The following is a 22764-nucleotide window of genomic DNA, read 5'->3' as shown; positions in this document are numbered from 1 at the left end:
AGCGCCGCCTCGTCAGCGATTCAAACGACTAACGCTGACTACGGATGAAGACGTCGAAGGGCGCCGGCCCCTCCTCGCGGGTCCTGCCGATGCTAAACCAGGGCATCACGGTCGATGATCAGACGAGATGAATGGCAATGCCATTCTATGCAGGGGTTTCGCTCACCCTAACTCTGTCACAAGCATGTCATGAAATGCGTCGACACCTCGTGCCAAATCAAAAGCGGATACCCAGATGGATTATTTCAGACGTTTCAACTTTCTGTTCGCAACGCCGACCTTTGACAACGAGGATCTGGAGGGTGCCCGCTACCGCCAGATCGTCGAGGAGATCGAACGCTCCGGCTTTGAGGTGGTGCGCGCACGCAATCTCGAAGATGCGGAGATTGCCGTGCAGACGGACGCCGCCATCGGCTGCATGCTGGTTGACTGGGGTAAAAAGGGGCTCGAAGGCAAGACCGCCTCACTCATCAACCTGATGCGTCGGCGCGGTCTCGAGTTTCCGATCATCCTGCTGATCCGTCGCAAGCGCTTCGAGGATGTGCCGGTTGAGGTCCTCGATTTCATCGACGGCTATGTCTTCCTTTCCGAAGAAACGCCCGCCTTCATCGCCAAGAGCCTTATCAGCCGACTGAAACAATATGCAGAGACGCTGAAGACGCCGTTTTTCGGCGCGCTGGTCGATTATGCCGAGGAGGGCAACCACCTCTGGACCTGCCCGGGGCACAATGGCGGTATCTTTTACAGCCGGAGCCCCATCGGCCGGGTGTTCATGGAGCATCTTGGGGAAGCGGTATTCCGAGACGATCTCGACAATTCGGTCCTTGATCTCGGCGACCTGCTGACCCACGAGGGACCTGCGCTCGCTGCACAGAAGGAAGCCGCCAAGATTTTCGGCGCCGAGAAGACCTATTTCGTCCTCAACGGCACGTCCACCTCCAACAAGGTCGCGCTTTCCGCGCTCGTCACCGATGGCGATCTCGTGCTGTTCGACCGCAACAACCACAAGGCCGCTCATCACGGCGCGTTGATGATCTCCGGAGGAATTCCGGTTTACCTGCCGACCGCACGCAACGCTTACGGGCTGATCGGTCCCATCGATTTTGCGGCCATGGACGAGGAAGCCCTGCGGGAACGCATCCGCACCCATCCGCTGGTGAAAGACCCCGAGGCCTACAAGAAGCCACGCCCGTTCCGCGTCGCGGTCGTGGAACAGTGCACCTATGACGGCACCATTCACAATGCGGAGATGATCCTCAAGCGCATCGGACATCTGTGCGACTACATTCTCTTCGATGAGGCCTGGGCGGGCTTCATGAAATTTCATCCGCTCTATGCCGGGCGTTTCGCCATGGGCCTTTCCGACCTCGGCCCTGACGCGCCGGGCATCATCGCCACGCAATCCACCCATAAGCAGCTTGCAAGCTTCTCGCAGGCCTCACAGATCCACATGAAGGACCGGCATATCACCGGCCAGAAACGCCGGGTGGAGCACCGGCGATTCAATGAAAGCTTCATGCAGCACGCCTCGACTTCGCCCTTCTATCCGCTGTTTGCTTCGCTCGACGTCGGAGCGCAGATGATGAAGGGCCGCTCGGGCGAAGTGCTGTGGGACGACACGATCCGCCTCGGCATCGAGCTGCGCAAGAAGATCCGTGCCGTGCGCCGCGAATTCGAGGAGAAGGAGCACCGTCCCGAGCGTCGCTGGTTCTTCGAGCCATTCGTGCCGGACCGGGTTGCGATCCCGGATGTGTCCGGCCCCGGCGCGGCGCACAACGTGGCGTGGGAGAGCATCGCCACCGATCAGCTCGCCACCAATCCCGCCTTCTGGCAGCTGACACCTGATGCGGCATGGCACGGCTTTTCCGCAATGGAGCCGGGCTTTGCCATGACCGATCCGAACAAGCTCACCTTGCTCACGCCGGGCTTCGACCGGGCAAGCGGCAAATACACCGAGCATGGAATTCCGGCACCCGTGGTGGCGCAATATCTGCGCGAAAACCGGATCGTTGCGGAAAAGAACGACCTCAATTCGCTGCTGTTCCTCCTCACCCCCGGCGTGGAGGCAAGTAAAGCCGGCACCTTGATCAGCGGCCTCGTCGCCTTCAAAAAGCTCCATGACGACAATGCGCTGCTGGAAGAGGCAGTCCCGGAATTCTTTCGTCGCCGGCCAGGCCGCTATGCGGGCGTGCGGCTTCGCGATCTCTGCAGAGAAATGCACAGCTTCTTCCGCCAGGCCGATGTCAGCGCGCTGCAGACCAAGCAGTTTTCCCCTGAGCATCTGCCGCCGATCGCGCTCTCGCCCCACGATGCCGCACGTTGCCTGGTGCGCAACGATGTGGAGTATCTGCCGATAGACGCCATTGCCGGCCGCATCGCAACAACGCCGTTCGTGGTCTATCCTCCGGGTATCGCCACCATCGTGCCGGGCGAACGCTTGACGGAAAGGGCAAAGCCGATGATCGACTATCTCAAGATGTTTGAAACCTGCTTCAACACCTTCCCGGGCTTTGAGGTGGAAATTCAAGGGGTCTATCGCGAGATCGATGCATCGGGCCGCGTCAGCCTTTATACCTACGTCGTTGCGGAATAGGCTGGGAAACTCAGGTCAGTCATGAAGCAGGACAAAACGATCGTCATCCGCCCGTCCCGCGAAACCGACGTCGATGCCATGTTGGCGATCTATCACCGCCATATTCGTCGCGGCATCGATGTTGGGGTGGACGACAGCGACACGCGACAACCGGACGAACTGAGGCAGCGGCGCAAAAATTTGAAAGACCGCCGCTTTCCGCATGTCGTTGCGATCGAGGGTGAAAAGGTCGTGGGATATGCCTATGTGGTGTTGTTCCGCAAACGCCCGGCTTACCGCTACACCGTCAAGCATTCGATCTATGTGCATCACGACCATATCGGCCAGGGCATCGGGAGCCTGCTCATGCGCGGGCTGATCGACGCCTGCGCGGCGGCCGGTTTCCGGCAGATGATCGGCTATATCGCCGCCGACAACGTTGCATCGCTCGCCCTGCACGAACGCTTCGGCTTCGTTCGCGTCGGGCTGTTGCCGGGAGTCGCCTATCGTTACGACCGTTGGGCGGACAGCGTGATGGTTCAGCGCTCACTCGCCTCCGGCTCGACAACCCCACCGCCACCGCCGCCGCTCTCCACCCGCTGAATTCAAGGGGATTGAGACCGGCAACTTCTCCGAGGGTGGATTGCGTTATAGCCCTGGCGGAAGGTTCGGTGCATCGCAACCCAACGTTCCGCAATCAAAGCCCGCGACAAGACTTCAAGGAAACACGGAATCTTGATCGGCGATAACGGTTTACCGATGCAGCACCGGCCCTATCTGCCCGGCCATGAATGCTGAAATCGCTGGCCCCGGCGAGCGATCGGGAGGGTGGGGATGCTTCAGATTCGCAAATTGTTGATAGCAGTCACAGCAGTCGTCGCGGTTGCCGTGTCGTCATCGTGCACGACGAGCTCATATGACTCAGTGCAAACCGGCTCGGTTGGATATACCGGCGCCGACTATGCGCTCAGACCTGCCTGCCGTGATGGCTTCGGCAACGATCGTCCTTGCAGTTATTGACGATCGATAGAATCAAGCTCCGATTGCCGTGCAGTTCAGATCTGTCGGCATTTGCGGCATTCGCCCCGCCGCGCTTCGTCACCGCGGTGATGGCCCGATCCCCATTGATATGTCCAGCCTGAAAAGCGGCTGCCACGCCCGGCTTTCCCAGAGCCCGCGGATGAAGTACACACCGAGATGTGCTCTAGGAAAGACGGCCATGCGGTATCTTCGATCAGGGCCGCGGCGGCTTCAAACCCAGGACACGGGCGCCCCGCGCGCCAAAACAGTCGGTCTCAGATCGGGTGAAATCGCCGACCGGAATATTCGCGTCATCCTGGAAGCGATCCGCCGGCATGGACCGCTGACCCGCACCGAGCTTGGCCGACATAGCGGACTGACCGGGCCCGGCATTACGAATATTCTGCGGCGGTTGGCGGAAGAAAAGCTTGTGACGTCAAACCGTCGCAATGGGGTCGGGGGTGGCGCAACCGCCACCGAATTCGCGCTGAGGCCGGAGGGCGCCTTCTCGGTCGGGGTCAAGCTTCGCCAGAGGCGCGGCGAGATGGTACTCATCGATCTCAGCGGCCAGGTGCATGACCGGGTCTATTTCGGCCTGGATCCAGCAGACAAGGTCAAGCTGGTGCATGCGGCCGTCAGGGACATGGTCGATCGCCACGCGACATTGCCGATCATCGGGCTCGGCATTGCCGCCAACGACTGGACGGACGATCAAAGCGATCAGATCGCTGCAACGTCGACGATCGCGCGTCCCTATGTCGAGAACGAGTGTACGGCAGGCCTTCTCGCCGAACGCACGATCGGCAGTTCCAAGCGGGAAGGCGGACTGGCGATGATCATCATCGATGACGACGTTCAGGCGGGCTTCCTCGTTCGGGGCATTCCCTATTCCGGCGTCCATGGGCGGGCGGGCAGCATCGGCGAGATGCTGACCGGCCCCGACAATGTCCAACTGAACACCGTCGTTGGTTTCGAGGCCTTGCGGTCGCGGATCGGCGACGACGAATTCGCGTGCCTGCTGCAAGGCCAGGAGGTCGCCTCACCATCCCTGTCGCAATGGATACGCGAGGCAGCCGGCCATCTGCTCGATCCGATCATTGCCATGGCCGGTTTCCTTGCCCCGAGCGTCGTGCTGATCGGCGGCGACCTGCCGCAGAGCGTCATCGAAGCCCTGATCCACCAACTCTCCATCGAACGGCGCGACACCTCGACCAGACCCTTGCTGACACCCTGGATTTCGCCGATGCGGCCGGCAAGCTTCAGCGGCGGCGGTGTGGCGCTCGGTGCTGCCCTCCTGCCCTTTCTCAACACGCTGCTGCTGCCGCCGGCTTCAGCCTGATGGCTTAAAGCGGTTCAGGTTTTCACGGAAGCGCCGAACCTCTTTCAACTTTTGTTTTTACGCAATTCCGGACGGAAAACCGCTTCGCACTTTTCCTGGAATTGCTCTAGCTTAGCGCTTCGTCGGCGTGGCTGAGATCGGAGGCCAGCGCCTTGTCCAGGACCTTCTGGATATTGGCGGCGCGGCGGAACGACGGTTCCTGCGTCCTGCCGGCCCGCACCGCCTGGACGAAACGCTGGTAGTTGGTTTCGACGGGATCGAAGGGCACGTCGCGCCAGGTCGCCGTGTGCACGTCGTCGCCGAGACAGGCGCGCAACGTCGATTGTCCGGTATCGTAGATCATCTCGATCGAGCCGGTCTCGCCATAGACCCTGAGGCGCAGCTGATCCATCTGACCGGCGGCCGTGCGGGTGGCCTGGATCGTGCCGATCGCGCCATTGGCGAAATCGACATTCATCGTGAAGCTGTCATTGGCATCGAGATCGTATTCGCCGATCTTATGCCCGGGCGCTTTGTCGAAAGTCTTCAGCCGCGCAAAGACATGGGCGACATCGAGGCCGGAACCATAGGAGGCGAAATCGACGATATGAATGCCGATATCGCCGAGCGCGCCGTTCGAGCCATGCTTCCTGCTCAGCCGCCACAGCCATTTGCTTTCGCTCTTCCAGTCGCCCCAATGGCGTCCGACCAGCCAGCTTTGCAGATGCGAGGCCTCGACATGGCGCACCGCGCCGATCTCGCCGGCAAGCACCATCTGCCGGCCTTTCTGCAACGCGGGCGAATTGCGATAGGTAAAATTGACCATGCCGACCTTGCCTGAGCGTTCGATCGCCTCGGTCATCTCCATCGCCTTGACCGCATCGGTGGCAAGCGGCTTTTCGCAGAAGACATGCTTGCCGGCGGCAATCGCCTGAAGCGTCGTTGGATGGTGGATGCTGTCGGGCGTGACATTGGCGACCGCATCGAACTCGCCCCAGGCAAGCGCCTCTTCGAGCGAGGCGAAATGATTGGCGATGCCATGTTCGGTGCAGAAGGCAGCCAGCCTTTCGGGCACGACATCGACGCCGCCGACAACGCTGACACCTTCGATCGCCTTGAATTTCGTGGCGTGCTGGTTGGCCATTCCGCCGGTGCCGAGAATGAGTAAGCGCATCTTCTCCTCCATAGCATTATGTTTCCGGCCGCCGCTGCAGCCGGGCAAAAACCCGCTTCCAGCCATCGCGGCTGTCCGCGATCGCTCGTGCTCTTCTCCAGAAAATTACCGGTTCTACGCCGCGCATCCGGTGGGATGCTCCATCACTTCAATCCGGCGTACGGACGCGAAAATCGACTCGATTTTCGGCAGCCGTGCACTAGCTGCTGTTGAATGTCGCCAGCATCTCAACCTCCCAGGCTTCTCGCCTTCCAAGCTGTGGCTTGACATCAAATCAAAGTAACTTAATCTAATTAATGCAGCACGGAAATGAGGAGAGGTCAACTGACCGCCTGGCTGTATTCGTTCAAAATGGGGAGGAGACCCATCATGAAGAGCGCGACCGTCAGCGCATTGGCGCTGAGCACAATCTTATTTTCAGCATCCGCTATTTTTGCCCAGGAACTTGCCACCAAAGACCGGATCGGCACTGCCGATGCGCCGAAAACGCTGATCGTCCGCCTGACGAACGACAGCCCGAACAATTCCGATCCGAAAATCGCCGAGGGCTACCAGAAGCTCTTCGTCGATTTCATCAAGAAGCATCCGGACTGGAAATTGCAGATGCAGTTTATGTCGTCCGACATCGGCACCGAACAGGCCAAGATGCTGGAGCAGGCCAAGGCCGGCAACGCGCCGGATTGCGCCGCTGTCGACTCCTTCGTGCTATCGCAGTTCATGGTCAACAAAGTGCTGGCCGACTTCACGCCCTATTTCTCGAAGGAAGAAGTGGACGACCTCTTCCCCTTCATTCGTAGCGGCATCACCGACAAGGACCAGACGGTGCGCGCCTGGTGGTGGGATACCGACCTTCGCGTGCTCTACCGCAACAAGTCGGTCGTCGCCGATGCACCGCAGACTTGGGACGATCTGAAGAAGGCCGCTCTCGCCTCCACCAAGGAGGGTATGGAAGGCGTGCTCTTCAACGGCGGGCGCTGGGAAGGAACGACCTTCGACTGGCTCGCCAACTACTGGGCGCTCGGCGGCAAGCTCGTCGATGATTCCGGCAAGCCGGTGTTCGGCGAAGGCGAGAACAAGGAGAAATTCCTGAAGGCGCTGAATTATTTCAAGGATCTCGTCGATTCCGGCGCGGCCCCCAAGCGCGTCAGCACGATCGCCAATTACGACGACATGAACGCTGCGGCAGCCGCGGCGACGACAGCCCTCTTCATCGGCGGCAACTGGCAATATGCGCAGCTGAAGTCGACACTCGACGAAGGCGATTTCAAAAACTGGACCTTCTCGCCGATCCCCGGTCCGACGGCCGATCAGCGCTCGACAGGCACCGGCGGCTGGACGATCGCCTCCTTCAGCAAGGACAAGGAGAAGGTCGAGATGTGCGCCAACCTCGCACGCGAGGTTTATATGGGCCCGGCAAATGCGCTGCAGCAGCAACTGCCGACCCGCAAATCGCTGTTCGACAAGTATGAGGTGTTCTCGACCGAAGCCAACAAGACCTTCGCCAAGGCTCTGGTCGACGGACAGGCCCGCCCCGGCGTGCCGATCTATCCTGAGATCTCCAACCAGATCCAGATCATGATGGGCGACGTGCTGTCGGGCACCAAGAAGCCGGAGGAAGCCCTGGATGCCGCCTTCAACGCGGCGATGGAGGCTTACAAGCGGCTGTAGTGCAGCGGCTGAGCCCCGGAGATCGTGGCCAGCCCCTCATCCGGCTGCCGCCACCCCGGGGGGCGAGCCACGGGTCTCGACCCGTCCTTCAGACCCCCGCTCGCGAGGAGAAGGGACAAGACGCAACCTCTCCGTCCCTTGCCAACGCCTCGTGGGGCACGTCCCCTCTCCCCGTCAGAACGGGGAGAGGGTTAGGGTGAGGGGCAGCCATCAGCATTAGCGGCGCTCGAATACCCGGCGTCTGTGACGCTCCCAACCACGACAGCGCCTGCCTGCAGGCGTCGTCGACATTGCCAAACCCGGACAGGGAAGCCCAATGAGCCCTATTGCCATCGAGGCTGACAGCCCGCCTCAAAGCAGATCGTTCATGCGCCGTTTCGCCGGGGCGCCCCTGCCCTGGATCATGCCTGTGATCGTCGTCATCGGCATCTTCTACCTCTACCCCGTCATCGACGTTTTCCGGCTATCCTTCACCAATGCGACGCTGATCGGCGACAATCAGCAATATACGCTGGGCTCGATCGTCAATGCCTTGAGCTCGCCGCAGCTGCCGGACATTTTATGGGCGACGCTGATCTTCGTCGGCGGCAGCGTCATCGGCCAGCAGATCCTCGGCCTGGCGGTCGCCGTCACCGTCATCCGCGGCGAAAAGCGCGGCCTGTTCGGCACCACCATCCTCAGGACAACAGCGCTCATCGCCTGGGTCGTGCCCGGCATTGCCGGCGGCATCATCTGGCAAATGCTGTTTTCCGAAGCGCCCTACGGCGCGCTGAACAGTATTCTCAGGCTAATGCATATGCCCACCGTTGCCTGGCTTTCAGATCCGGCGATCGCGCCATGGTCGACGCTGATCTCCAACATATGGCGCGGCACTGCCTTTTCGATGGTGGTGATGTATGCGGCGCTGAAGTCGATCGATCCCTCGCTCTATGAAGCGGCCGAAGTCGATGGCGCAACCGCATCGCAGCAGTTCTTCTTCGTGACGCTGCCGCAGTTGCGCGCCGCAATCCTCGTCAACATGATCCTGATCACCATTCAGACGGTGAATACCTTCGACGCGATCATCACCCTGACCGGCGGCGGGCCGGGACGCGCGACCGAGGTGATCTCACTCTACGTCTTCAACATCGTCTTCAGAAACTACGATCTATCCGGCGGCAGCGTGCTTTCCGTGCTGATGCTGATCATCAGCCTCGGGCTTGCTTTCGTCTACGCGTCGTTCCTGCCGAAGGAGGAAGAGCAATGAGCGGACGGACCGGAACCCGGCTCGGCGATGCCCTGAGCTATCTCTTCATGCTGGTCATGTTCATCTTCTTCGCCGGCCCCCTCACCTATCTGCTGTCCATGGCAATGCGTGACAAGCGCGAGATCTATCGCGGCGCGGCCCGCTACATTCCGCAAAACCCGACCATCGACAATTTCATCACCGTGCTCAACAACAGCTACTTTCCGATCTATCTCTGGAACGGCCTCAAACTTGCCGCCCTCAGCGGATTGGGCGTGTTGATCGTTGCGTTGCCCGCGGCTTACGCCTTTTCCCGCTTCAACTTTCGCGGCAAGGGCCTGTCGATGATGGGGCTCCTGCTTTTCCAGATGATCTCGCCGCTCGTCATCATGGTGCCGCTCTATCGCTACATGAACCGGCTCGGCTTGCTGGACACGCATTTTGCCGTCGTCATGGTTTATATCGCCCTTGGAGTTCCGCTCGCCACCTGGCTGTTGAAGAGCACGGTCGACGGCATCCCCCGCAGCCTCGACGAAGCCGCCATGATCGACGGCTGCAACCGGTTTTCGGTCTTCTGGCGTATTGTTCTGCCCTTGTCGGCACCCGGCATCGCCTCGGTCTTCATCATCACGGTGATTGCCGGCTGGTCGCAATTCCTGGTGCCTTTCCTGCTGCTCACCAAAAATGACCTAATGCCGATCGGCGTCGGAATCTTTAACTTCCGCGGCATGCAGACCGACTCGTCCATTCAGCTTCTCGCCGCCGCCTGCCTGATCTCCGTGGTTCCGGCGATCGTCGCCTTCCTGTCGCTCCAGCGGTTGATCCTCGGGGCGATGACCAGCGGCGCGGTGAAGGGATGAGGGCCGGTTTCAATCTCCATGCTTGATGAAGGATTCGACCCCATGAACCAGACACTCGGCGCCAGGCTGTCCCCGGATCTGACGGGCGCCAATGTCGAAGATGCAGGCGAGCACAACAGGGCGGTCGTCTTGCGCTGCATCCATCGCCACGCACCGATTTCACGCGCCGAAATCGCCCGGCAGACGGGTTTTACCAAACCGGCAATCGCCCGCATCGTCGATCGGCTGCTGGACGAGGGGCTGATCATGGAGGCCCGCCGGCGGCATGGGCTGAGAGGTCAGCCGGCGATCGAACTCGAGATCAATCCGGATGCCTGTTTTGCGATCGGCATAAACATCGATCGCGACCACCTGACGATCCTGGCGGTCGACGCCGTCGGCAATGTCCGCGCCCGCGTGCATCATGAAAAGCGCTTCATCCTGCCCACGGAATTCATGCAGCTGACATCAGATGCGATCTCGCATTTCCAGCGCAGCCGGCTGATCGACGATGCACGGCTCGCAGGCATCGGTCTGGCGATGCCGGATTGGCTTGGGGAGATTTCGCTGCTCGGCAAACCCAAGGCCTACCAGGAATGGACGGAATTCGATGTGCGCGCGGCGCTGGAAAACCTGACGCAGCATCCTGTCTTCATCGAAAACGAAGCCAATGCCGCAGCTCTTGCCGAGCTCGATTATGGCCTCGGCGCCGAAAGCAGCAGCTTCTTCTATATCGCCATCAATGCCTGCCCCGGCGGCGGCCTCGTGCTGGATGGCAATGGTCACCGTGGCGCCATGGGCCTCAGCGGCGAGATCGGCTGGCTTCCGATTGCCGACAGCAGCGACGGGAAGGCCCAGAAGGTCCAGCTTCTCGGCGAGATATTCTCGCTGTTTTCCCTTTATGATTTTCTGGCGCGGCACGACGTCAAGGTGAGTGTCCCGCACGATCTGCTGACGCTCGATGCGCATGGCAGGCGCTTGGTTTCGCAGTGGCTGAAGGAAATGAGCGCGCATCTGGCCGTCGCCGTCAAGCATATCGGCCTGGTCGTCGATCCCGACGCCGTCCTCGTCGGCGGCCGGCTGCCGATCCGCGTCGTCGACGAATTGCTGCGCTATGTGCACGAACATCTCGATGCCGAGGACCCGAACCTTCCGTCGCTTCATCGCGCATCGCTCGGCGAGGATGCCTCGGCGATGGGGGCGGCGGCCATGCCGATGGCGGCGGCCCTTATGCTCGCATCGGCTGATGCTGCTCAACGCACACGTTCGCCCCTCAAGAATATGGATCGACTGAACAGCTGATACGGCCGGCAAGGCCCGGGATTTTGGTGAAGATCGGAGGATTTTGGTGAAGATCGGCTTTTACACCTCGACATTCAATGATCGCCCGCTGGAGGAAGTGGTCGACTTCGCCGCATCGGCCGGTTTCGACGCCATCGAAATCGATGTCGGCGGCCACATCAAAACGCCCGACAAGGTGGAGGCCGCCGTCGCACTCGCGCGCAGCCGCAACCTCTTCGTGTCGTCGATCACCTATTTCGGCAATCAGCTCGATGCCGACCGCGACCGGCGCCGGGAGTTACGGGCAAGGACGGCGGACTTTGCCGGCGCCATCGGCGAGGCCGGCGTCCCGATCTTCGTGATCTTCCCGGGCCGGGACGAGAGTGCCAGCGACGACGCCAATTATGACGACTTCGCCGACTTCGCGAACGGACTGATCGCGGCGACGCAATCGTCCCACCTCACCTTTGCAATCGAGAACTGGCCGGGGCCGAAGGACAATTTCATCGGAACGACGCCAAGGGGATGGCAGGAGCTTTTCCGCAGGATCGAAGATCGCCGTTTCGGCCTGGAATTTGATCCCTCGCACCTCATCCGCATCGGCGTCGATCCTTATCAGGCGATGGAGGCGGTGAAGGATCGCATCGCCATCCTGCACGCCAAGGACACGGCAATCGATGCGGAGGTCCTGCAGGCTGTCGGCTATCACGGCAAGGGCTGGTGGCAATACAAGCTGCCGGGGCAAGGCCTCATCGATTGGCCTCGGTTGCTGCGCCAGGCGCGCGGACACGGTTTCAACGGCACGCTGTCGATCGAGCATGAGGACGCCGCCTATGGCTGGCCAGGCAAGGATCTGACCGCGCGCAGGGAGGGCGAGCGTCTCGGCCTCGATTATCTCAAAACGGTCCTCGGCGGACTTTGACAGCGATTTCGGGAGGACTGTTATGGCCCATGTTTCGGTCAACAATGCGCGCAAGGATTACGGCGCGTTCAAAGCCATCAAAGGCGTATCGGTCGACATCGGCGACGGCGAGTTCGTCGTGCTGGTCGGCCCCTCGGGCTGCGGGAAATCCACGTTGCTGCGGATGATCGCCGGCCTCGAAGGCATCACCTCCGGCCAGATCCAGATCGGCAAGCATATCGTCAACGAGCTTGCGCCGAAGGATCGCGACATCGCCATGGTGTTCCAGAATTACGCGCTTTATCCGCACATGACCGTTGCCAAGAATATGGGCTTCTCGTTGCGGCTGAAGCGCATGCCGAGAACGGAGATCGACCAGCGGGTCGGCAATGCCGCCAAGATCCTCGGTCTCGAGACCCTGCTGGAAAGGTATCCGAAGCAGCTGTCGGGCGGCCAGAGGCAGCGCGTCGCCATGGGCCGGGCGATCGTGCGCGATCCCGCCGTCTTCCTGTTCGACGAGCCTCTGTCGAACCTCGATGCCAAGCTCAGGGTGCAGATGCGCTCCGAGATCAAGGAACTGCATCAGCGGCTGCAGACGACCACCATCTACGTCACCCATGACCAGATCGAAGCCATGACCATGGCCGACAAAATTGTCGTCATGAAAGACGGCCTGATCGAGCAGTCGGGCTCGCCGCTGGAACTCTACGATCGGCCGAACAACCTTTTCGTCGCCGGCTTCATCGGATCGCCGGCGATGAACTTCATCCGGGGCAGCATGACGGAAGGCGGGTTTAAAACTGCCGACGGGCTGTTGCTGCCGAGCGAGCGCCGCCCAAGCGATGCGGTAACCTATGGCATTCGTCCCGAACATATAAGCCTCGACCCCGACGGCATCGACGTAACGACCGTCGTGGTCGAGCCGACGGGTTCGGAAACACTCGTCATTGTCCGGCTGGGCACGCAGACCCTCACCTGCGTCTTCCGGGAGCGGATCAGGGCCGCCCCCGGCGAGGTACTGAAGATCGCGCCGATCCACGATACCGTCCACCTGTTCGGCGCCGACGAGCAGCGGATCACGACAGGCGAAGCGCCTCTGAACTAAACCGGCCGATTGCCCCTCCCCTTCGGCCGGGCGGCGGCCGGAGGCGCGTTGCCCGCGCCTCCGGCCCCGAAAGCACAAGTCTTTCGCGACTTCATGTCGATCCAGCCAAGTGCCTGAGCGAGCACCGAAAAGGTTAATATGCGTTAACCTTAAAATTCTTGGCCACCATTAGAGAATCGCGGATAATAACGGTTAGAAGGGCTTTTGATCCCGAAAATCGTTATCCGAAAGATTGCTGCCGATGAACGCTAATTTGACCGCCTTGCAGAAGGCGCCGTTGCATTTCGAGGATATGATCCTCGAACAGGGCGACGTGATTTCAAAGAAGCTCCATCTGCTCAGCGTGCAGCGCTTTCCGCCCAATGCCAAGAAGACGCTGCGCAACTTCTCTCTGGCAGAGGTGGCAAATTATGTCGGCGCCTCGCAAAGCACTTTGAAGAAACTGCACCTAGAAGGCAAAGGCCCCTGCCCGCAGACATCGCCTTCCGGGCGTCGGTCTTATACCGCCGAGCAGATGCTGGAACTGAGGCGCCATCTCGATGCCCATGGTCGCTCCGAGAGCCGCATGTATGTTCCCCACCGCCGCGGCCATGAAAAACAGCAGGTCATCGCCGTCGTCAATTTCAAGGGCGGCTCCGGCAAGACGACGACATCAGCCCATCTTGCCCAGCATCTTGCACTGACCGGCCACCGCGTTCTTGCCGTCGATCTCGATCCGCAGGCATCGCTGTCCTCCCTTCACGGCTTCCAGCCGGAATTCGACCAGGCCTCGTCCCTTTATGAAGCGATCCGCTATGACGGCGAGAAGAAGCCGCTCTCGGAGATTATCCATAAGACGAATTTTCCAGGCCTCGATATCGTGCCGGCCAATCTCGACCTGCAGGAATACGAATACGATACGCCGCTTGCCATGGCCGACAAATCGACCAATGACGGCAAGACGTTTTTCACCCGCATCTCGCGCGCACTCGCAGAGGTCGAGGATCGCTACGATGTCATCGTCATCGATTGCCCGCCGCAGCTCGGTTACCTCACGCTGACGGCGCTGACGGCCGCGACCAGCGTGCTGATCACCATTCATCCGCAGATGCTCGACGTCATGTCGATGGGCCAGTTCCTGCTCATGCTTGGCGGCATCCTGAAGCCGATCCGCGCGGCCGGCGCCGAAGTGAACCTTTCCTGGTATCGCTATCTGATCACCCGCTACGAGCCGACAGACGTGCCGCAGGCGCAGATGGTCGGCTTCATGTCGACGATGTTCCACGAGTTCATGCTCAGGAACCAGATGGTCAAATCGACAGCGATCTCGGATGCCGGGATCACCAAGCAGACCCTCTATGAGGTCGAGCGTTCGTCGATGAACCGGGGAACCTATGACCGGGCGATGGAGGCGATGGACGCCGTCAACGCTGAAATCGCAGCGCTTATTCATCAGGCATGGGGGCGGTGAATTTGTCGGCTGACAAATTCACGATTTCCGCAAGCCGAATCAATTGATTGACCGACATCGGAGGAAGAGCGATGGCACGAAAGAATCTTCTGGAAGGGCTGACCGACATGCCTGACGAGAATGCAGGCGCGCCGAACTATCCGATGCGCGGGGCGGGCCGCTCGCTTGTCCGCTCGCTGGACGAGCTGGCCAAACAGGCGGAAAAATTCCTCGAGGGCGAAGCAGTGGTCGATCTCGATCCCGATGTCATCGAGGCCTCCTTCGTCAAGGACCGCCTGACGCAAGACGACGATGAGTTCCGTGCGTTGGTCGAAGCGATCCGCGCCCGCGGGCAGGATACGCCCATTCTGGTGCGCCCACATGCCAAGATCGACGGCCGCTATCAGGTCGTCTTCGGCCATCGGCGGCTGCGTGCAGCCCGCGAGCTCGGCCGCAATGTCAGAGCCGTCGTCAAGGCGATCGACGACCGGACCCATGTTATCGCCCAGGGCCAGGAGAACTCGGCGCGGGCCGATCTTACCTTCATCGAGCGCGCGGTCTTCGCCGGGCGACTGGAGGAACTCGGTTACGACAGGGAAGTCATCTCGACCGCGCTTGCCGCCAATGCGGCGTCGATCTCGAAGATGATATCGGTCATGGATCGCATCTCGCCGGAGGTCGTCCAGGCAATCGGCCCCGCACCCGGCATCGGCCGCGAACGCTGGGTGGAGCTTTCACTGCTCGCCGGCAAGGCATCCAATGCGACAGATATCGCCAAGGTGATGAAGGAGGACGCGTTTCCTCGCCTGCCGTCCGACAAACGTTTCGAAGCGCTCTACGCGGCGCTGAACAAGAGCGCCCGGCCGGTCAGAAAGACGCAAGCCGCGGCAGGGAAGGTCAAATGGGAGCCGCGGGACAAAGCCGTCCAGGCGGAAATGAAGAATGACGGCAAGGCGTTCTCGCTTTCAATGAAGGCGAAAAATGCCGGCCGCTTCGGGGAATTTCTCTCCAGCAGGCTGGATGCGCTCTATGAGCAATTCCTCGCCGAGGAGAGCAAATAAGGAGACTGAACCGCAAAAGAAAAAGGCCCCCAAACGACCTGAGTCGTGGAAGCCCTTCTCCTATCCTTAAGCAAGACAGAGAATCGCATTTTCACGAATCCCCGTCAAGAGTCTTACAGCGCCGACGCGTCCTTTTAGACGCACAAGACGTTGTAAAACTTTCGATCCTCGCATCGTTTCGGTGAGCGGATTTCTTTTGCCTTATTGAAGGTGATGGAAATGGAGAGTGAATCTGTGACGACGCCCTTCGGGCGGCGGCCGATGTCGCTTGCCATGCTGCTGAAACAGCGGCGGGGCGAGACGATCGAGGCCGGGACGAAGCGTAACAAGTGGAAGCTGTTCAGATCGGTCTGCGAGGCGAGGGCGAGACTCGATGTCACCGACCGGGCGCTGACAGTGCTCGATGCGCTGCTGACGTTTTTTCCCGATGACGAGCTGTCGTGCGAACGCGGGCTGATCGTCTTTCCCTCGAATGCGCAACTTTGCCTGAGGGCACGGGGCATGGCGGCCGCAACGCTGCGCCGGCATCTGGCAGTCCTCGTCGAGGCCGGCCTCATTTCCCGCAAGGACAGCCCGAACGGCAAACGTTATGTCCGTCGCGGCAAGGAAGGCAGCATCGCCGAGGCCTACGGCTTCAGCCTGGCGCCGCTACTTGCCCGTGCACATGAAATCGAAGCGATCGCGGCTGGCATTGCCGCCGACCGGCAGATGCTGCGCGGGATGAAAGAGCGGCTGACGATCTGCCGGCGCGACATCGCCAAGCTTATCTCCGCGGCCATCGAGGAAACAGTTCCCGGCGATTGGGAGCATGTCTCTTCAATCCTTGATGGCCTGTTGCAGCGCATCCCGAGGACCGCAACGCTCGAAAATCTCCCGCCGATCCTCGAAGAACTTGAGACGATCCGCCTCAACGTCATCAACACGTTGGAATCGCAAGAGAAACATCAGAGAGCGAGCACCAATGAATCCCGAATTGAGCGCCACATACAGAATTCGAATCCCGAATCCACATCTGAATCTGAACCGGGCTTGGAAACGGTGCAGGAGGCGAACCGGGATCCCGAGCCGAGTTCAGGGTTGGAAAGGCGGAAAGCCGGAGTGGACGGGAACGGATCGCGGACCACTGCCCGGACGAATGCCGGGGAATTGAAATCCCTCCCGCTCGGCATGGTCGTCCAAGCCTGCCCTGACATCGTCGACTACGGGCCAGGCGGCAGGATCGCCAGCTGGCGGGATCTGATGACGGCGACGATCTTGGTGCACTCGATGCTGGGCGTCAGCCCGTCGGCCTATGAGGAAGCGGCGTCGGTGATGGGACCGGAGAACGCCGCCGTCGTCATGGCCTGTATTCTGCAAAGGGGAGGGTGCATAAACTCCGCCGGCGGTTATCTCAGGGATCTCACGCGACGCGCCAAACGCGGCGAATTCGCGCTCGGCCCAATGCTGATGGCGCTGTTGCGGACAAAGGATCGCTTTAAAGTTGGGCTGGAAGAGGGTTGCCGGAAGGTCAACTTCGGGAAAGAGCCTGGAGCGCCTGCTCGGCAAAACGGGGTGAGGTGAGCGCGAGTCTTCCGATGAGCTCGCTTGCGGTCAACGTTGGTCGCCGATAGGCGGCGGCTTGCATCGCGAGCGCCCTCAGGACCTTCGTCTCATTTCTCGCGAAAATTTCGGTGAGAAACTCATCAGGGGTCAAGGCAATAATGCCGTCTGGGAGATTACCGAAATCGCGGATGTTTGAGGTCACGATAATTGTGGCTTCTGCAACGGCCGCCGCGACGACATGTCGATCCTTCGGATCATTTTGCATAGCCGGCTCGATCTCTTCCCAAGCTTCAGCATTCGCTTCAGGAAATGCCTCCTCCATAACAGTTCGCAATGCTTTGGCTCTGGATGGCTCCATGCCGTAGTCGCTGACCAGGTTACGGGTCATTTCCTCCAGAATGCGAGACGACCAGCGAGCCCGAAAGCAACCTTCTGACGCCACGCGCAACAGCGTATCCCGCAGCAGCATGGGAAACAAAACATTGGCATCAAGGACAGAGACGAACATCGGCACTCATGCGAAATACCCATTGATCAAAACAAAGCGTGTCGCGATCTTTCAGATTCGCTTGGCCCGCACTTTAAGTCTTGTCTTTACGCATGTCGTTGTCGCAAACCGCACACACACACACACATTTGCGCGAGATGTTATAAGCCGGTTGCGTTTATAGCGTTTGCGCGCCATATTGTCGGCATGTCCATATCACATCGCACATCGCAGGATAAAAATCCTGCCAGAACCCCGAATACCGTTCCGGCACCCGAGAGATCGGCTGCCGCCCGCATTGCATCGCTTTTACGGGCGACGTCCAGGAAACGACAGGGGAGTGTTCAGGTCGTCGACGCCGATGGCGAGCGTCTGGAAATACCCCACGCATTGGCAGAAATCATGTATCAGGCAGCCGAGCTTCTCGCGGAGGGGCGTTCCGTGACGGTGCTGCCGGACGAAGAGATGCTGTCAACTCAAGTCGCAGCGGACATTCTCAACGTTTCCAGGCAGTATCTGGTTCGATTGGTCGACACGGGGGAGCTCCCGGCGGAAATGGTTGGCAGTCACCGCCGCGTGAGAGCAACGGATGTTGCGGCATTCAAGGCAGCTCGGGACGCCAAGCGGACCTTGGCGCTGGATCGGCTGACATCTCTGAGTGAGGACGCCGACGGTTATGAGCTCGGAAAGCCTCGCTAACAGCCCCGAACGTAGCGCCTCTCAAGGTCCCGAGATCGCATTCGATCACGAACCCTTCGTTCAAGCCGCGTCGCGATAGCTTCGCGTGCCAGGTTCTGCCCTGCCCAGTTCGAACTGGGTGACCAGTTCGCGCAGACGTTCCGCCTCGCTAGCGAGCGTAACGCCGGCTGCTGTGGTTTCTTCCACCATCGCGGCGTTCTGCTGGGTCACCTGGTCGAGCTGGTGCATGGCCGAATTGACTTCTGAGAGGCTGGTCGCCTGTTCGCGCGCCGAGGCCGCCAGCGCATCCATGCGCTGGTTGATATCGACGATGAAGCGGCCTATGTCGCCAAGCGCAGCACCGGTCTGATTGACCAGTTCGACGCCGCCGGCGACCTTGGCTGACGCCCGCCCGATCAGCTCCTTGATCTCCTTGGCCGCCTGAGCCGAGCGCTGCGCGAGTTCGCGCACCTCCTGGGCGACGACGGCAAAACCCTTGCCGGCTTCGCCGGCGCGGGCCGCCTCGACACCGGCATTGAGCGCCAGCAGGTTGGTCTGGAAGGCGATCTGGTCGATGACAGCGATGATATTGTTGATCTGCCGGGAGGATTCTTCGATCTGGCCCATGGCGTCGACCGTCTGGGCCACCACCATGCCGGATGCGAGCGCGCTGCGGTTGGCGTTGTCGGCAACGGTCCGGGCCTCTTCGGCGATCTCGAAAGCTTCGGTGACCTTGGCGGTGACCGCGTTCAGGGCCGCGGCGGTCTGTTCGAGCGTTGCTGCCTGACGCTCGGTGCGGCCTGAGAGTTCGTTGGATCCGTTGCTGATTTCGCGGGTGCCGGAATTGATGATCGACACACTTTCGGAGACAGAAAGCAGCGTGCCGCCGAGCTGCTCGACGGAGGCGTTGAAATCATGCCTGAGCGGTTCGAACTCCGGTGCGAACCGCTCCGAGAGCTTGAAGGCAAGATCGCCCTCCGCGAGCCGCTTCAACCCGGCCGCAAGCCCGGAGGTGGCGACCGTCAGCCGCTCCGCGGCAGCACGTTCCGCCTGCTCCTGGTCGGCCAACCGGTTTGCCTCCGCCAGGCGCCGATTTTCCTCGGCCTGGCCTTCGAGCTGGAAGCGGGCGATGGCGTTCTGGCGAAAGACCTCCACGGAACCTGCCATCAGGCCGATCTCGTCGCGGCGCCCAGCATAGGGGATCGCCTTGTTCGTCTCGCCGCTCGCGAGCTCCTGCATGGATTGGGTGATGCGCTGGATCGGGCGCGATACATGCCGGGCGATGGCGATCAGAATACCGAGGCCGGCGATGGCGGCAATCGCTGCCAAGGCCAACTCGATTTCGATCTTCGTTTCCAGCGCGCTGCCGGCATCGGCCACACTCTCTGTGGCGATCTTGTCGACGATGGCGTTAACGGCGGCGATCCCGGTCAGGATTGCCTGCTGCGAGCGCGAAAGCCTCTCTGTTGTCGGCACTTCGTCTGCCGGCTGTAGGCCAAGGCTGACCTTGACGTCTTTTTCCCAGACATCATGGGCTTGGCGCAGCGACCGTACTCCTTCGGTCAGCGATGTCGCGAGATCGATGCCGCCAAGCTCGTCGAGCGACTGCGTCAGCGCGCCATTGCTCTCGTCGAATTCGGTCTTGACCTCGGCCGCCGACACGAAATTGGTCATCGACAGCACCCGGTCGACGACCGATGTCGCTTGCCTGAACTGCTGCTCGATATGGGCCGATGCCAGCTTGGCGTTCACCGCCTCCTGCACCACTGCGGCGACCCGGGTCTGGCCGGTGACCGCCTGATAGCCGATCAGGAATGCGCTGCCGAAGCCGACGACGATCGTCGCCACCATGGGCACGAGGATCTGCATGCGTATGGAGAGTGTCATCGCCTGCACCTCAGTTCGGCAGCGTCGGAAGGGGGATGTCTTGCTTTTCGGCGGTCAGGGTGCCCAGAAAAGCGATCAGATCGTTGCTTTCCTCTTCCGTCAGCAGGAAGGGCGATATGGCAGGATCGAGCGACGGACGGCTGACGCCGCCGCCCTCATAATGAACGATCACCTCGTCCATGCTCTTCAGGCTGCCGTCATGCATATAGGGGCCACGGTAGAGCGTGTTGCGCAAGCCAGGCGTCTTGAAGGCATATTTATTGTTCGGGCTGCTCGCATCGATCTTGTAGCGCCCGATATCGTCGCCTGGCAGACCGATGTCATGGAACTTGTTGTCGGTGAAATTCCAGCCCGTGTGGCAGGCGGAGCAGCCGGCAGTACCGGTAAACAGCTCGAAGCCCCGCTTGGCGCTGTCGGAGACCGCCTTCTCGTCGCCGTCGACCCAGCGATCGAAGGGCGACCAGTTGGAAACCACCGTCCGCTCATAGGTGGCGATCGCCGTCAGCAGCGTCTCCTTGCTGATGCCCTTGTCGGGGAATACTTCGCCGAACCATTTCTTGTAATCAGGGATATCCTGCATTTCGGTCACGGCGGTGTCGAGCTTGCCGTTCATTTCGGCCGCAGCTGTGATCGGGCCTGCCGCCTGCTCCTCCAGGTTCGGCGCACGGCCGTCCCAGAAGAAGGGCGATATCCAAGCAACGTTCAGAACCGTCGGCGCCTGGCGCCCGAGCGCGGTATTGGCCGCACCGATCGGCGTCTTCACCGGCGTCTCGAAACCGAAGGACGGGTTATGACAGCTAGCGCAGGTCATATTCTTGTTGCCGGAAAGCCTGGGGTCGAAGAACAGCATCTTGCCGAGCGTCGCGAGCTGAGGGGAATAGGCCGTGACCCCCTCGAAGGGCACCGTCAGCGGCCGTTTATAGGCAGAAAGATCGGCGGCCGCTCCGGGCGGGACTGCGGCCAATGCGAGTAGGGAAGCTGCAATCAGGAGGCGCATTGTTCTAGCAGGTCCGGAGGAGGTTTCTGGCTGATGCTAAATTTAGCGCAATTGCATTAATGGTATGTAAAGCAACATATACTTGAGGATGGTGCGAAGGTTCTGCTGACTAGGGTTGCAGCGCCAGCTCACGAAAATGGCGCCACGCTGTTATAGTCGGTGCACCGGATTGCCCTGCGATATCAATCACGAGCGGCGCAATAAGGCGCTGATTTCGCCGCGTGAAGGCATGGCAGGGGCTGTGCCCGGGCGTGTCACGGCGATTGCGGCGGTCGCAGAGCCGAAACGGATCGCCTCGATCGGTGCTTGTCCTTCCGAAATCGCCGTCGCGAAGCCGCCGAGAAAGGCGTCCCCCGCCCCGGTTGTGTCGATGACATTCCCGGCCGAGAATGCGGGGACGAATTCGCTCTGCCCGGCACTGTGATAAAATGCGCCGCGGGCGCCGAGCGTGATGATCACCGCTCGCGCCCCTCGATCCAGCAAAGTGCGGCCCGCCGAACGGACCTGTTCATCAGTTGTAATCGGATGGCCCACCAATTCGGCGGCTTCCACCTCATTGGGGACGATGAAATCGCACAAGCCGTAGACGTCGTCCGGAATGGCGCGCGCCGGCGCGGGGTTAAAGATCGTCGTGCCCCCTGCCCTTTTTGCCATCGCCAGGCCGTGCAGCGCCGCCTCGAGCGGCTGTTCGAGCTGGGTCATGAAAAGGGCAGCGCTTTCGATCTCCGCCCGGTTCGCATCGACATCGTCAATGCCGATAAGGCCCGCGGCACCCGGGACGACGATGATCGCATTGTCGCCGCTCACCTCGTCAACGAAGATGAAGGCGGCGCCGCTGGAAACGCCGTCCATCTTCATCACATTGGCTTTGACACCCGCTTGCGAATAGGCCGCAAGGGCCATCTCGCCGAAGGGATCGGCGCCGACCCTTGAAATGAAGGTGACCTTGCCTCCGGCCTTGGCCGCGGCAATCGCCTGGTTGGAGCCCTTGCCTCCGGGCCCGAGCGTGAAGCCCGATCCCATCAGCGTCTCGGCGATATGGGGCAGGCGTTTTGCCTTATAGGCGGTGTCGGCGGCAAAAATGCCGAGAATGACGATCCCGCTTTTCTCGCTCATCGGACCGCCTCTTCCGCCGGAATGACGCCCTTTGTCAGAAGGAAACATCCATAGAAACGCAGTTCCCCGGTGGCGATGACGCAGTAGGCCTTTTTGGCGATGTCGTAGAAGGCCATCCGTTCGACGGGATACATGGGCGACGGCTTGCCTTCAGCGCGGTCGACGATTGCCTGGACCTCCTGCTGTATCGGCGGAATTTCATCCGGCTTGCCAATGACTTCCATGCGGCCCACCGAAGGCTGGATCGGTGTGTCGAGCGGCAAGACCGACAGGATCGCATCGATTGCCTGCGGCGCGGCAATGTTTTCCATGGTCAGCAGCGTCCCCAGGCGAGTCTGCCGGGCAATCGAATCCGACGGAAAATTCATGTCGGAAATGACGAGATAATCGCCATGTCCCATGTTGCAAAGTGCTTGAAGAATGTCGCCGTTGAGTTCGGCCCGAATTCCCTTGAGCATTGATCT

Annotated in this window: 21 protein-coding genes; 15 read left to right on the top strand and 6 right to left on the bottom strand. The window is 60.7% G+C overall.

Annotated features, from left to right (window positions below; translation table 11 throughout):
* The first annotated feature begins 235 nt into the window (after positions 1–235).
* The 4 genes from RLEG4DRAFT_RS08400 to RLEG4DRAFT_RS08385 all read left to right on the top strand — a co-directional run bounded on the left by RLEG4DRAFT_RS08400 (position 236) and on the right by RLEG4DRAFT_RS08385 (position 4931).
* Positions 236–2593: an Orn/Lys/Arg decarboxylase N-terminal domain-containing protein gene (locus RLEG4DRAFT_RS08400; protein ID WP_003576917.1), complete on the top strand. Its 2358-nt coding sequence runs from the start codon at positions 236–238 to the stop codon at positions 2591–2593.
* Between the two features lie 21 nt (positions 2594–2614).
* Entirely contained in the window at positions 2615–3175 is a 561-nt protein-coding gene (locus tag RLEG4DRAFT_RS08395; RefSeq protein ID WP_003576915.1) for a GNAT family N-acetyltransferase, read from the top strand.
* Between the two features lie 231 nt (positions 3176–3406).
* Positions 3407–3592 (top strand): hypothetical protein, encoded by a 186-nt coding sequence (locus RLEG4DRAFT_RS42445; RefSeq protein WP_003576913.1) that lies wholly within the window; start codon positions 3407–3409, stop codon positions 3590–3592.
* Positions 3593–3791: 199 nt separating this feature from the next.
* Positions 3792–4931 carry an ROK family transcriptional regulator gene (locus RLEG4DRAFT_RS08385; RefSeq protein WP_003576912.1) on the top strand — a complete coding sequence of 380 codons (1140 nt, stop codon included), beginning with the start codon at positions 3792–3794 and terminating at the stop codon, positions 4929–4931.
* A 106-nt stretch (positions 4932–5037) separates the two neighbouring features.
* On the opposite strand, the gene RLEG4DRAFT_RS08380 is transcribed toward RLEG4DRAFT_RS08385, so the two are convergent.
* Positions 5038–6084 carry a Gfo/Idh/MocA family protein gene (locus tag RLEG4DRAFT_RS08380; protein ID WP_003576911.1) on the bottom strand — a complete coding sequence of 349 codons (1047 nt, stop codon included), beginning with the start codon at positions 6082–6084 and terminating at the stop codon, positions 5038–5040.
* Here RLEG4DRAFT_RS08380 and RLEG4DRAFT_RS40010 point away from each other — a divergent pair.
* The 10 genes from RLEG4DRAFT_RS40010 to repC all read left to right on the top strand — a co-directional run bounded on the left by RLEG4DRAFT_RS40010 (position 6071) and on the right by repC (position 17153).
* Positions 6071–6367, top strand: a complete 297-nt coding sequence (locus RLEG4DRAFT_RS40010) for a hypothetical protein (protein ID WP_125869625.1) — start codon at positions 6071–6073, stop codon at positions 6365–6367. The genes RLEG4DRAFT_RS08380 and RLEG4DRAFT_RS40010 overlap by 14 nt on opposite strands.
* Positions 6368–6453: 86 nt before the next feature.
* Complete coding sequence (locus RLEG4DRAFT_RS08375; RefSeq protein WP_003576909.1) at positions 6454–7752, top strand: hypothetical protein; 1299 nt, start codon at positions 6454–6456, stop codon at positions 7750–7752.
* A 316-nt stretch (positions 7753–8068) separates the two neighbouring features.
* The gene (locus RLEG4DRAFT_RS08370; protein ID WP_003576907.1) at positions 8069–8998 is read left to right on the top strand and encodes a carbohydrate ABC transporter permease; all 930 of its coding nucleotides are present in this window, start codon (positions 8069–8071) and stop codon (positions 8996–8998) included.
* The gene (locus tag RLEG4DRAFT_RS08365; protein ID WP_003576905.1) at positions 8995–9837 is read left to right on the top strand and encodes a carbohydrate ABC transporter permease; all 843 of its coding nucleotides are present in this window, start codon (positions 8995–8997) and stop codon (positions 9835–9837) included. The genes RLEG4DRAFT_RS08370 and RLEG4DRAFT_RS08365 overlap by 4 nt, the downstream gene beginning before the upstream one ends.
* 42 nt (positions 9838–9879) lie before the next feature.
* On the top strand, positions 9880–11118 hold the full coding sequence (locus RLEG4DRAFT_RS08360; RefSeq protein ID WP_003576903.1) for an ROK family transcriptional regulator: 1239 nt from the start codon (positions 9880–9882) through the stop codon (positions 11116–11118).
* A 46-nt stretch (positions 11119–11164) separates the two neighbouring features.
* The gene (locus tag RLEG4DRAFT_RS08355) at positions 11165–12019 is read left to right on the top strand and encodes a sugar phosphate isomerase/epimerase family protein (RefSeq protein WP_003576901.1); all 855 of its coding nucleotides are present in this window, start codon (positions 11165–11167) and stop codon (positions 12017–12019) included.
* 22 nt (positions 12020–12041) lie between these two features.
* Entirely contained in the window at positions 12042–13103 is a 1062-nt protein-coding gene (locus tag RLEG4DRAFT_RS08350) for an ABC transporter ATP-binding protein (RefSeq protein WP_003576899.1), read from the top strand.
* Between the two features lie 241 nt (positions 13104–13344).
* Positions 13345–14553 carry a plasmid partitioning protein RepA gene (gene repA, locus RLEG4DRAFT_RS08345; protein ID WP_003576897.1) on the top strand — a complete coding sequence of 403 codons (1209 nt, stop codon included), beginning with the start codon at positions 13345–13347 and terminating at the stop codon, positions 14551–14553.
* A 71-nt stretch (positions 14554–14624) separates the two neighbouring features.
* Entirely contained in the window at positions 14625–15593 is a 969-nt protein-coding gene (gene repB / locus RLEG4DRAFT_RS08340) for a plasmid partitioning protein RepB (protein WP_003576895.1), read from the top strand.
* A gap of 219 nt (positions 15594–15812) precedes the next feature.
* Positions 15813–17153 (top strand): plasmid replication protein RepC, encoded by a 1341-nt coding sequence (gene repC / locus RLEG4DRAFT_RS08335; RefSeq protein ID WP_003576893.1) that lies wholly within the window; start codon positions 15813–15815, stop codon positions 17151–17153.
* On the opposite strand, the gene RLEG4DRAFT_RS08330 is transcribed toward repC, so the two are convergent.
* Positions 17101–17643, bottom strand: coding sequence for a PIN domain-containing protein (locus RLEG4DRAFT_RS08330; protein WP_003576890.1), 543 nt, complete (start codon positions 17641–17643; stop codon positions 17101–17103). The two genes, repC and RLEG4DRAFT_RS08330, sit on opposite strands and share 53 nt — an antisense overlap.
* Before the next feature lie 369 nt (positions 17644–18012).
* Between RLEG4DRAFT_RS08330 and RLEG4DRAFT_RS42440 the strand changes: the two genes are divergently transcribed.
* Positions 18013–18321 (top strand): excisionase family DNA-binding protein, encoded by a 309-nt coding sequence (locus tag RLEG4DRAFT_RS42440; protein WP_245277938.1) that lies wholly within the window; start codon positions 18013–18015, stop codon positions 18319–18321.
* Positions 18322–18381: 60 nt separating this feature from the next.
* On the opposite strand, the gene RLEG4DRAFT_RS08320 is transcribed toward RLEG4DRAFT_RS42440, so the two are convergent.
* The 4 genes from RLEG4DRAFT_RS08320 to RLEG4DRAFT_RS08305 form a co-directional block, all read right to left on the bottom strand.
* Entirely contained in the window at positions 18382–20187 is a 1806-nt protein-coding gene (locus tag RLEG4DRAFT_RS08320) for a methyl-accepting chemotaxis protein (protein ID WP_003576887.1), read from the bottom strand.
* Positions 20188–20197: 10 nt separating this feature from the next.
* On the bottom strand, positions 20198–21184 hold the full coding sequence (locus RLEG4DRAFT_RS08315; RefSeq protein WP_003576885.1) for a cytochrome-c peroxidase: 987 nt from the start codon (positions 21182–21184) through the stop codon (positions 20198–20200).
* Between the two features lie 186 nt (positions 21185–21370).
* On the bottom strand, positions 21371–22300 hold the full coding sequence (gene rbsK / locus RLEG4DRAFT_RS08310) for a ribokinase (RefSeq protein ID WP_003576883.1): 930 nt from the start codon (positions 22298–22300) through the stop codon (positions 21371–21373).
* On the bottom strand, positions 22297–22758 hold the full coding sequence (locus RLEG4DRAFT_RS08305) for an RbsD/FucU family protein (RefSeq protein WP_003576881.1): 462 nt from the start codon (positions 22756–22758) through the stop codon (positions 22297–22299). Before RLEG4DRAFT_RS08305 ends, rbsK begins: the two co-directional genes overlap by 4 nt.
* Between the last annotated feature and the right edge of the window lie 6 nt (positions 22759–22764).

This window comes from Rhizobium leguminosarum bv. trifolii WSM2297 (genome assembly GCF_000271845.1).
Note: the sequence above shows the minus strand (reverse complement) of the source record. Positions and strands in the feature narration are given on the sequence as shown.

Bases quoted from the DNA above. Each gene is read 5' to 3' on its own strand.
- RLEG4DRAFT_RS08380 (WP_003576911.1), bottom strand. From the start codon at position 6,084: ATGCGCTTACTCATTCTCGGCACCGGCGGAATGGCCAACCAGCACGCC.
- RLEG4DRAFT_RS08360 (WP_003576903.1), top strand. From the start codon at position 9,880: ATGAACCAGACACTCGGCGCCAGGCTGTCCCCGGATCTGACGGGCGCC.
- RLEG4DRAFT_RS08395 (WP_003576915.1), top strand. From the start codon at position 2,615: ATGAAGCAGGACAAAACGATCGTCATCCGCCCGTCCCGCGAAACCGAC.
- RLEG4DRAFT_RS08365 (WP_003576905.1), top strand. From the start codon at position 8,995: ATGAGCGGACGGACCGGAACCCGGCTCGGCGATGCCCTGAGCTATCTC.
- RLEG4DRAFT_RS42445 (WP_003576913.1), top strand. From the start codon at position 3,407: ATGCTTCAGATTCGCAAATTGTTGATAGCAGTCACAGCAGTCGTCGCG.
- RLEG4DRAFT_RS08330 (WP_003576890.1), bottom strand. From the start codon at position 17,643: ATGTTCGTCTCTGTCCTTGATGCCAATGTTTTGTTTCCCATGCTGCTG.
- repC (WP_003576893.1), top strand. From the start codon at position 15,813: ATGGAGAGTGAATCTGTGACGACGCCCTTCGGGCGGCGGCCGATGTCG.
- RLEG4DRAFT_RS08370 (WP_003576907.1), top strand. From the start codon at position 8,069: ATGAGCCCTATTGCCATCGAGGCTGACAGCCCGCCTCAAAGCAGATCG.
- RLEG4DRAFT_RS08305 (WP_003576881.1), bottom strand. From the start codon at position 22,758: ATGCTCAAGGGAATTCGGGCCGAACTCAACGGCGACATTCTTCAAGCA.
- RLEG4DRAFT_RS08320 (WP_003576887.1), bottom strand. From the start codon at position 20,187: ATGACACTCTCCATACGCATGCAGATCCTCGTGCCCATGGTGGCGACG.
- RLEG4DRAFT_RS08375 (WP_003576909.1), top strand. From the start codon at position 6,454: ATGAAGAGCGCGACCGTCAGCGCATTGGCGCTGAGCACAATCTTATTT.
- repB (WP_003576895.1), top strand. From the start codon at position 14,625: ATGGCACGAAAGAATCTTCTGGAAGGGCTGACCGACATGCCTGACGAG.
- rbsK (WP_003576883.1), bottom strand. From the start codon at position 22,300: ATGAGCGAGAAAAGCGGGATCGTCATTCTCGGCATTTTTGCCGCCGAC.
- RLEG4DRAFT_RS08385 (WP_003576912.1), top strand. From the start codon at position 3,792: ATGCGGTATCTTCGATCAGGGCCGCGGCGGCTTCAAACCCAGGACACG.
- RLEG4DRAFT_RS08400 (WP_003576917.1), top strand. From the start codon at position 236: ATGGATTATTTCAGACGTTTCAACTTTCTGTTCGCAACGCCGACCTTT.
- repA (WP_003576897.1), top strand. From the start codon at position 13,345: ATGAACGCTAATTTGACCGCCTTGCAGAAGGCGCCGTTGCATTTCGAG.
- RLEG4DRAFT_RS40010 (WP_125869625.1), top strand. From the start codon at position 6,071: ATGAGTAAGCGCATCTTCTCCTCCATAGCATTATGTTTCCGGCCGCCG.
- RLEG4DRAFT_RS08315 (WP_003576885.1), bottom strand. From the start codon at position 21,184: ATGCGCCTCCTGATTGCAGCTTCCCTACTCGCATTGGCCGCAGTCCCG.
- RLEG4DRAFT_RS08350 (WP_003576899.1), top strand. From the start codon at position 12,042: ATGGCCCATGTTTCGGTCAACAATGCGCGCAAGGATTACGGCGCGTTC.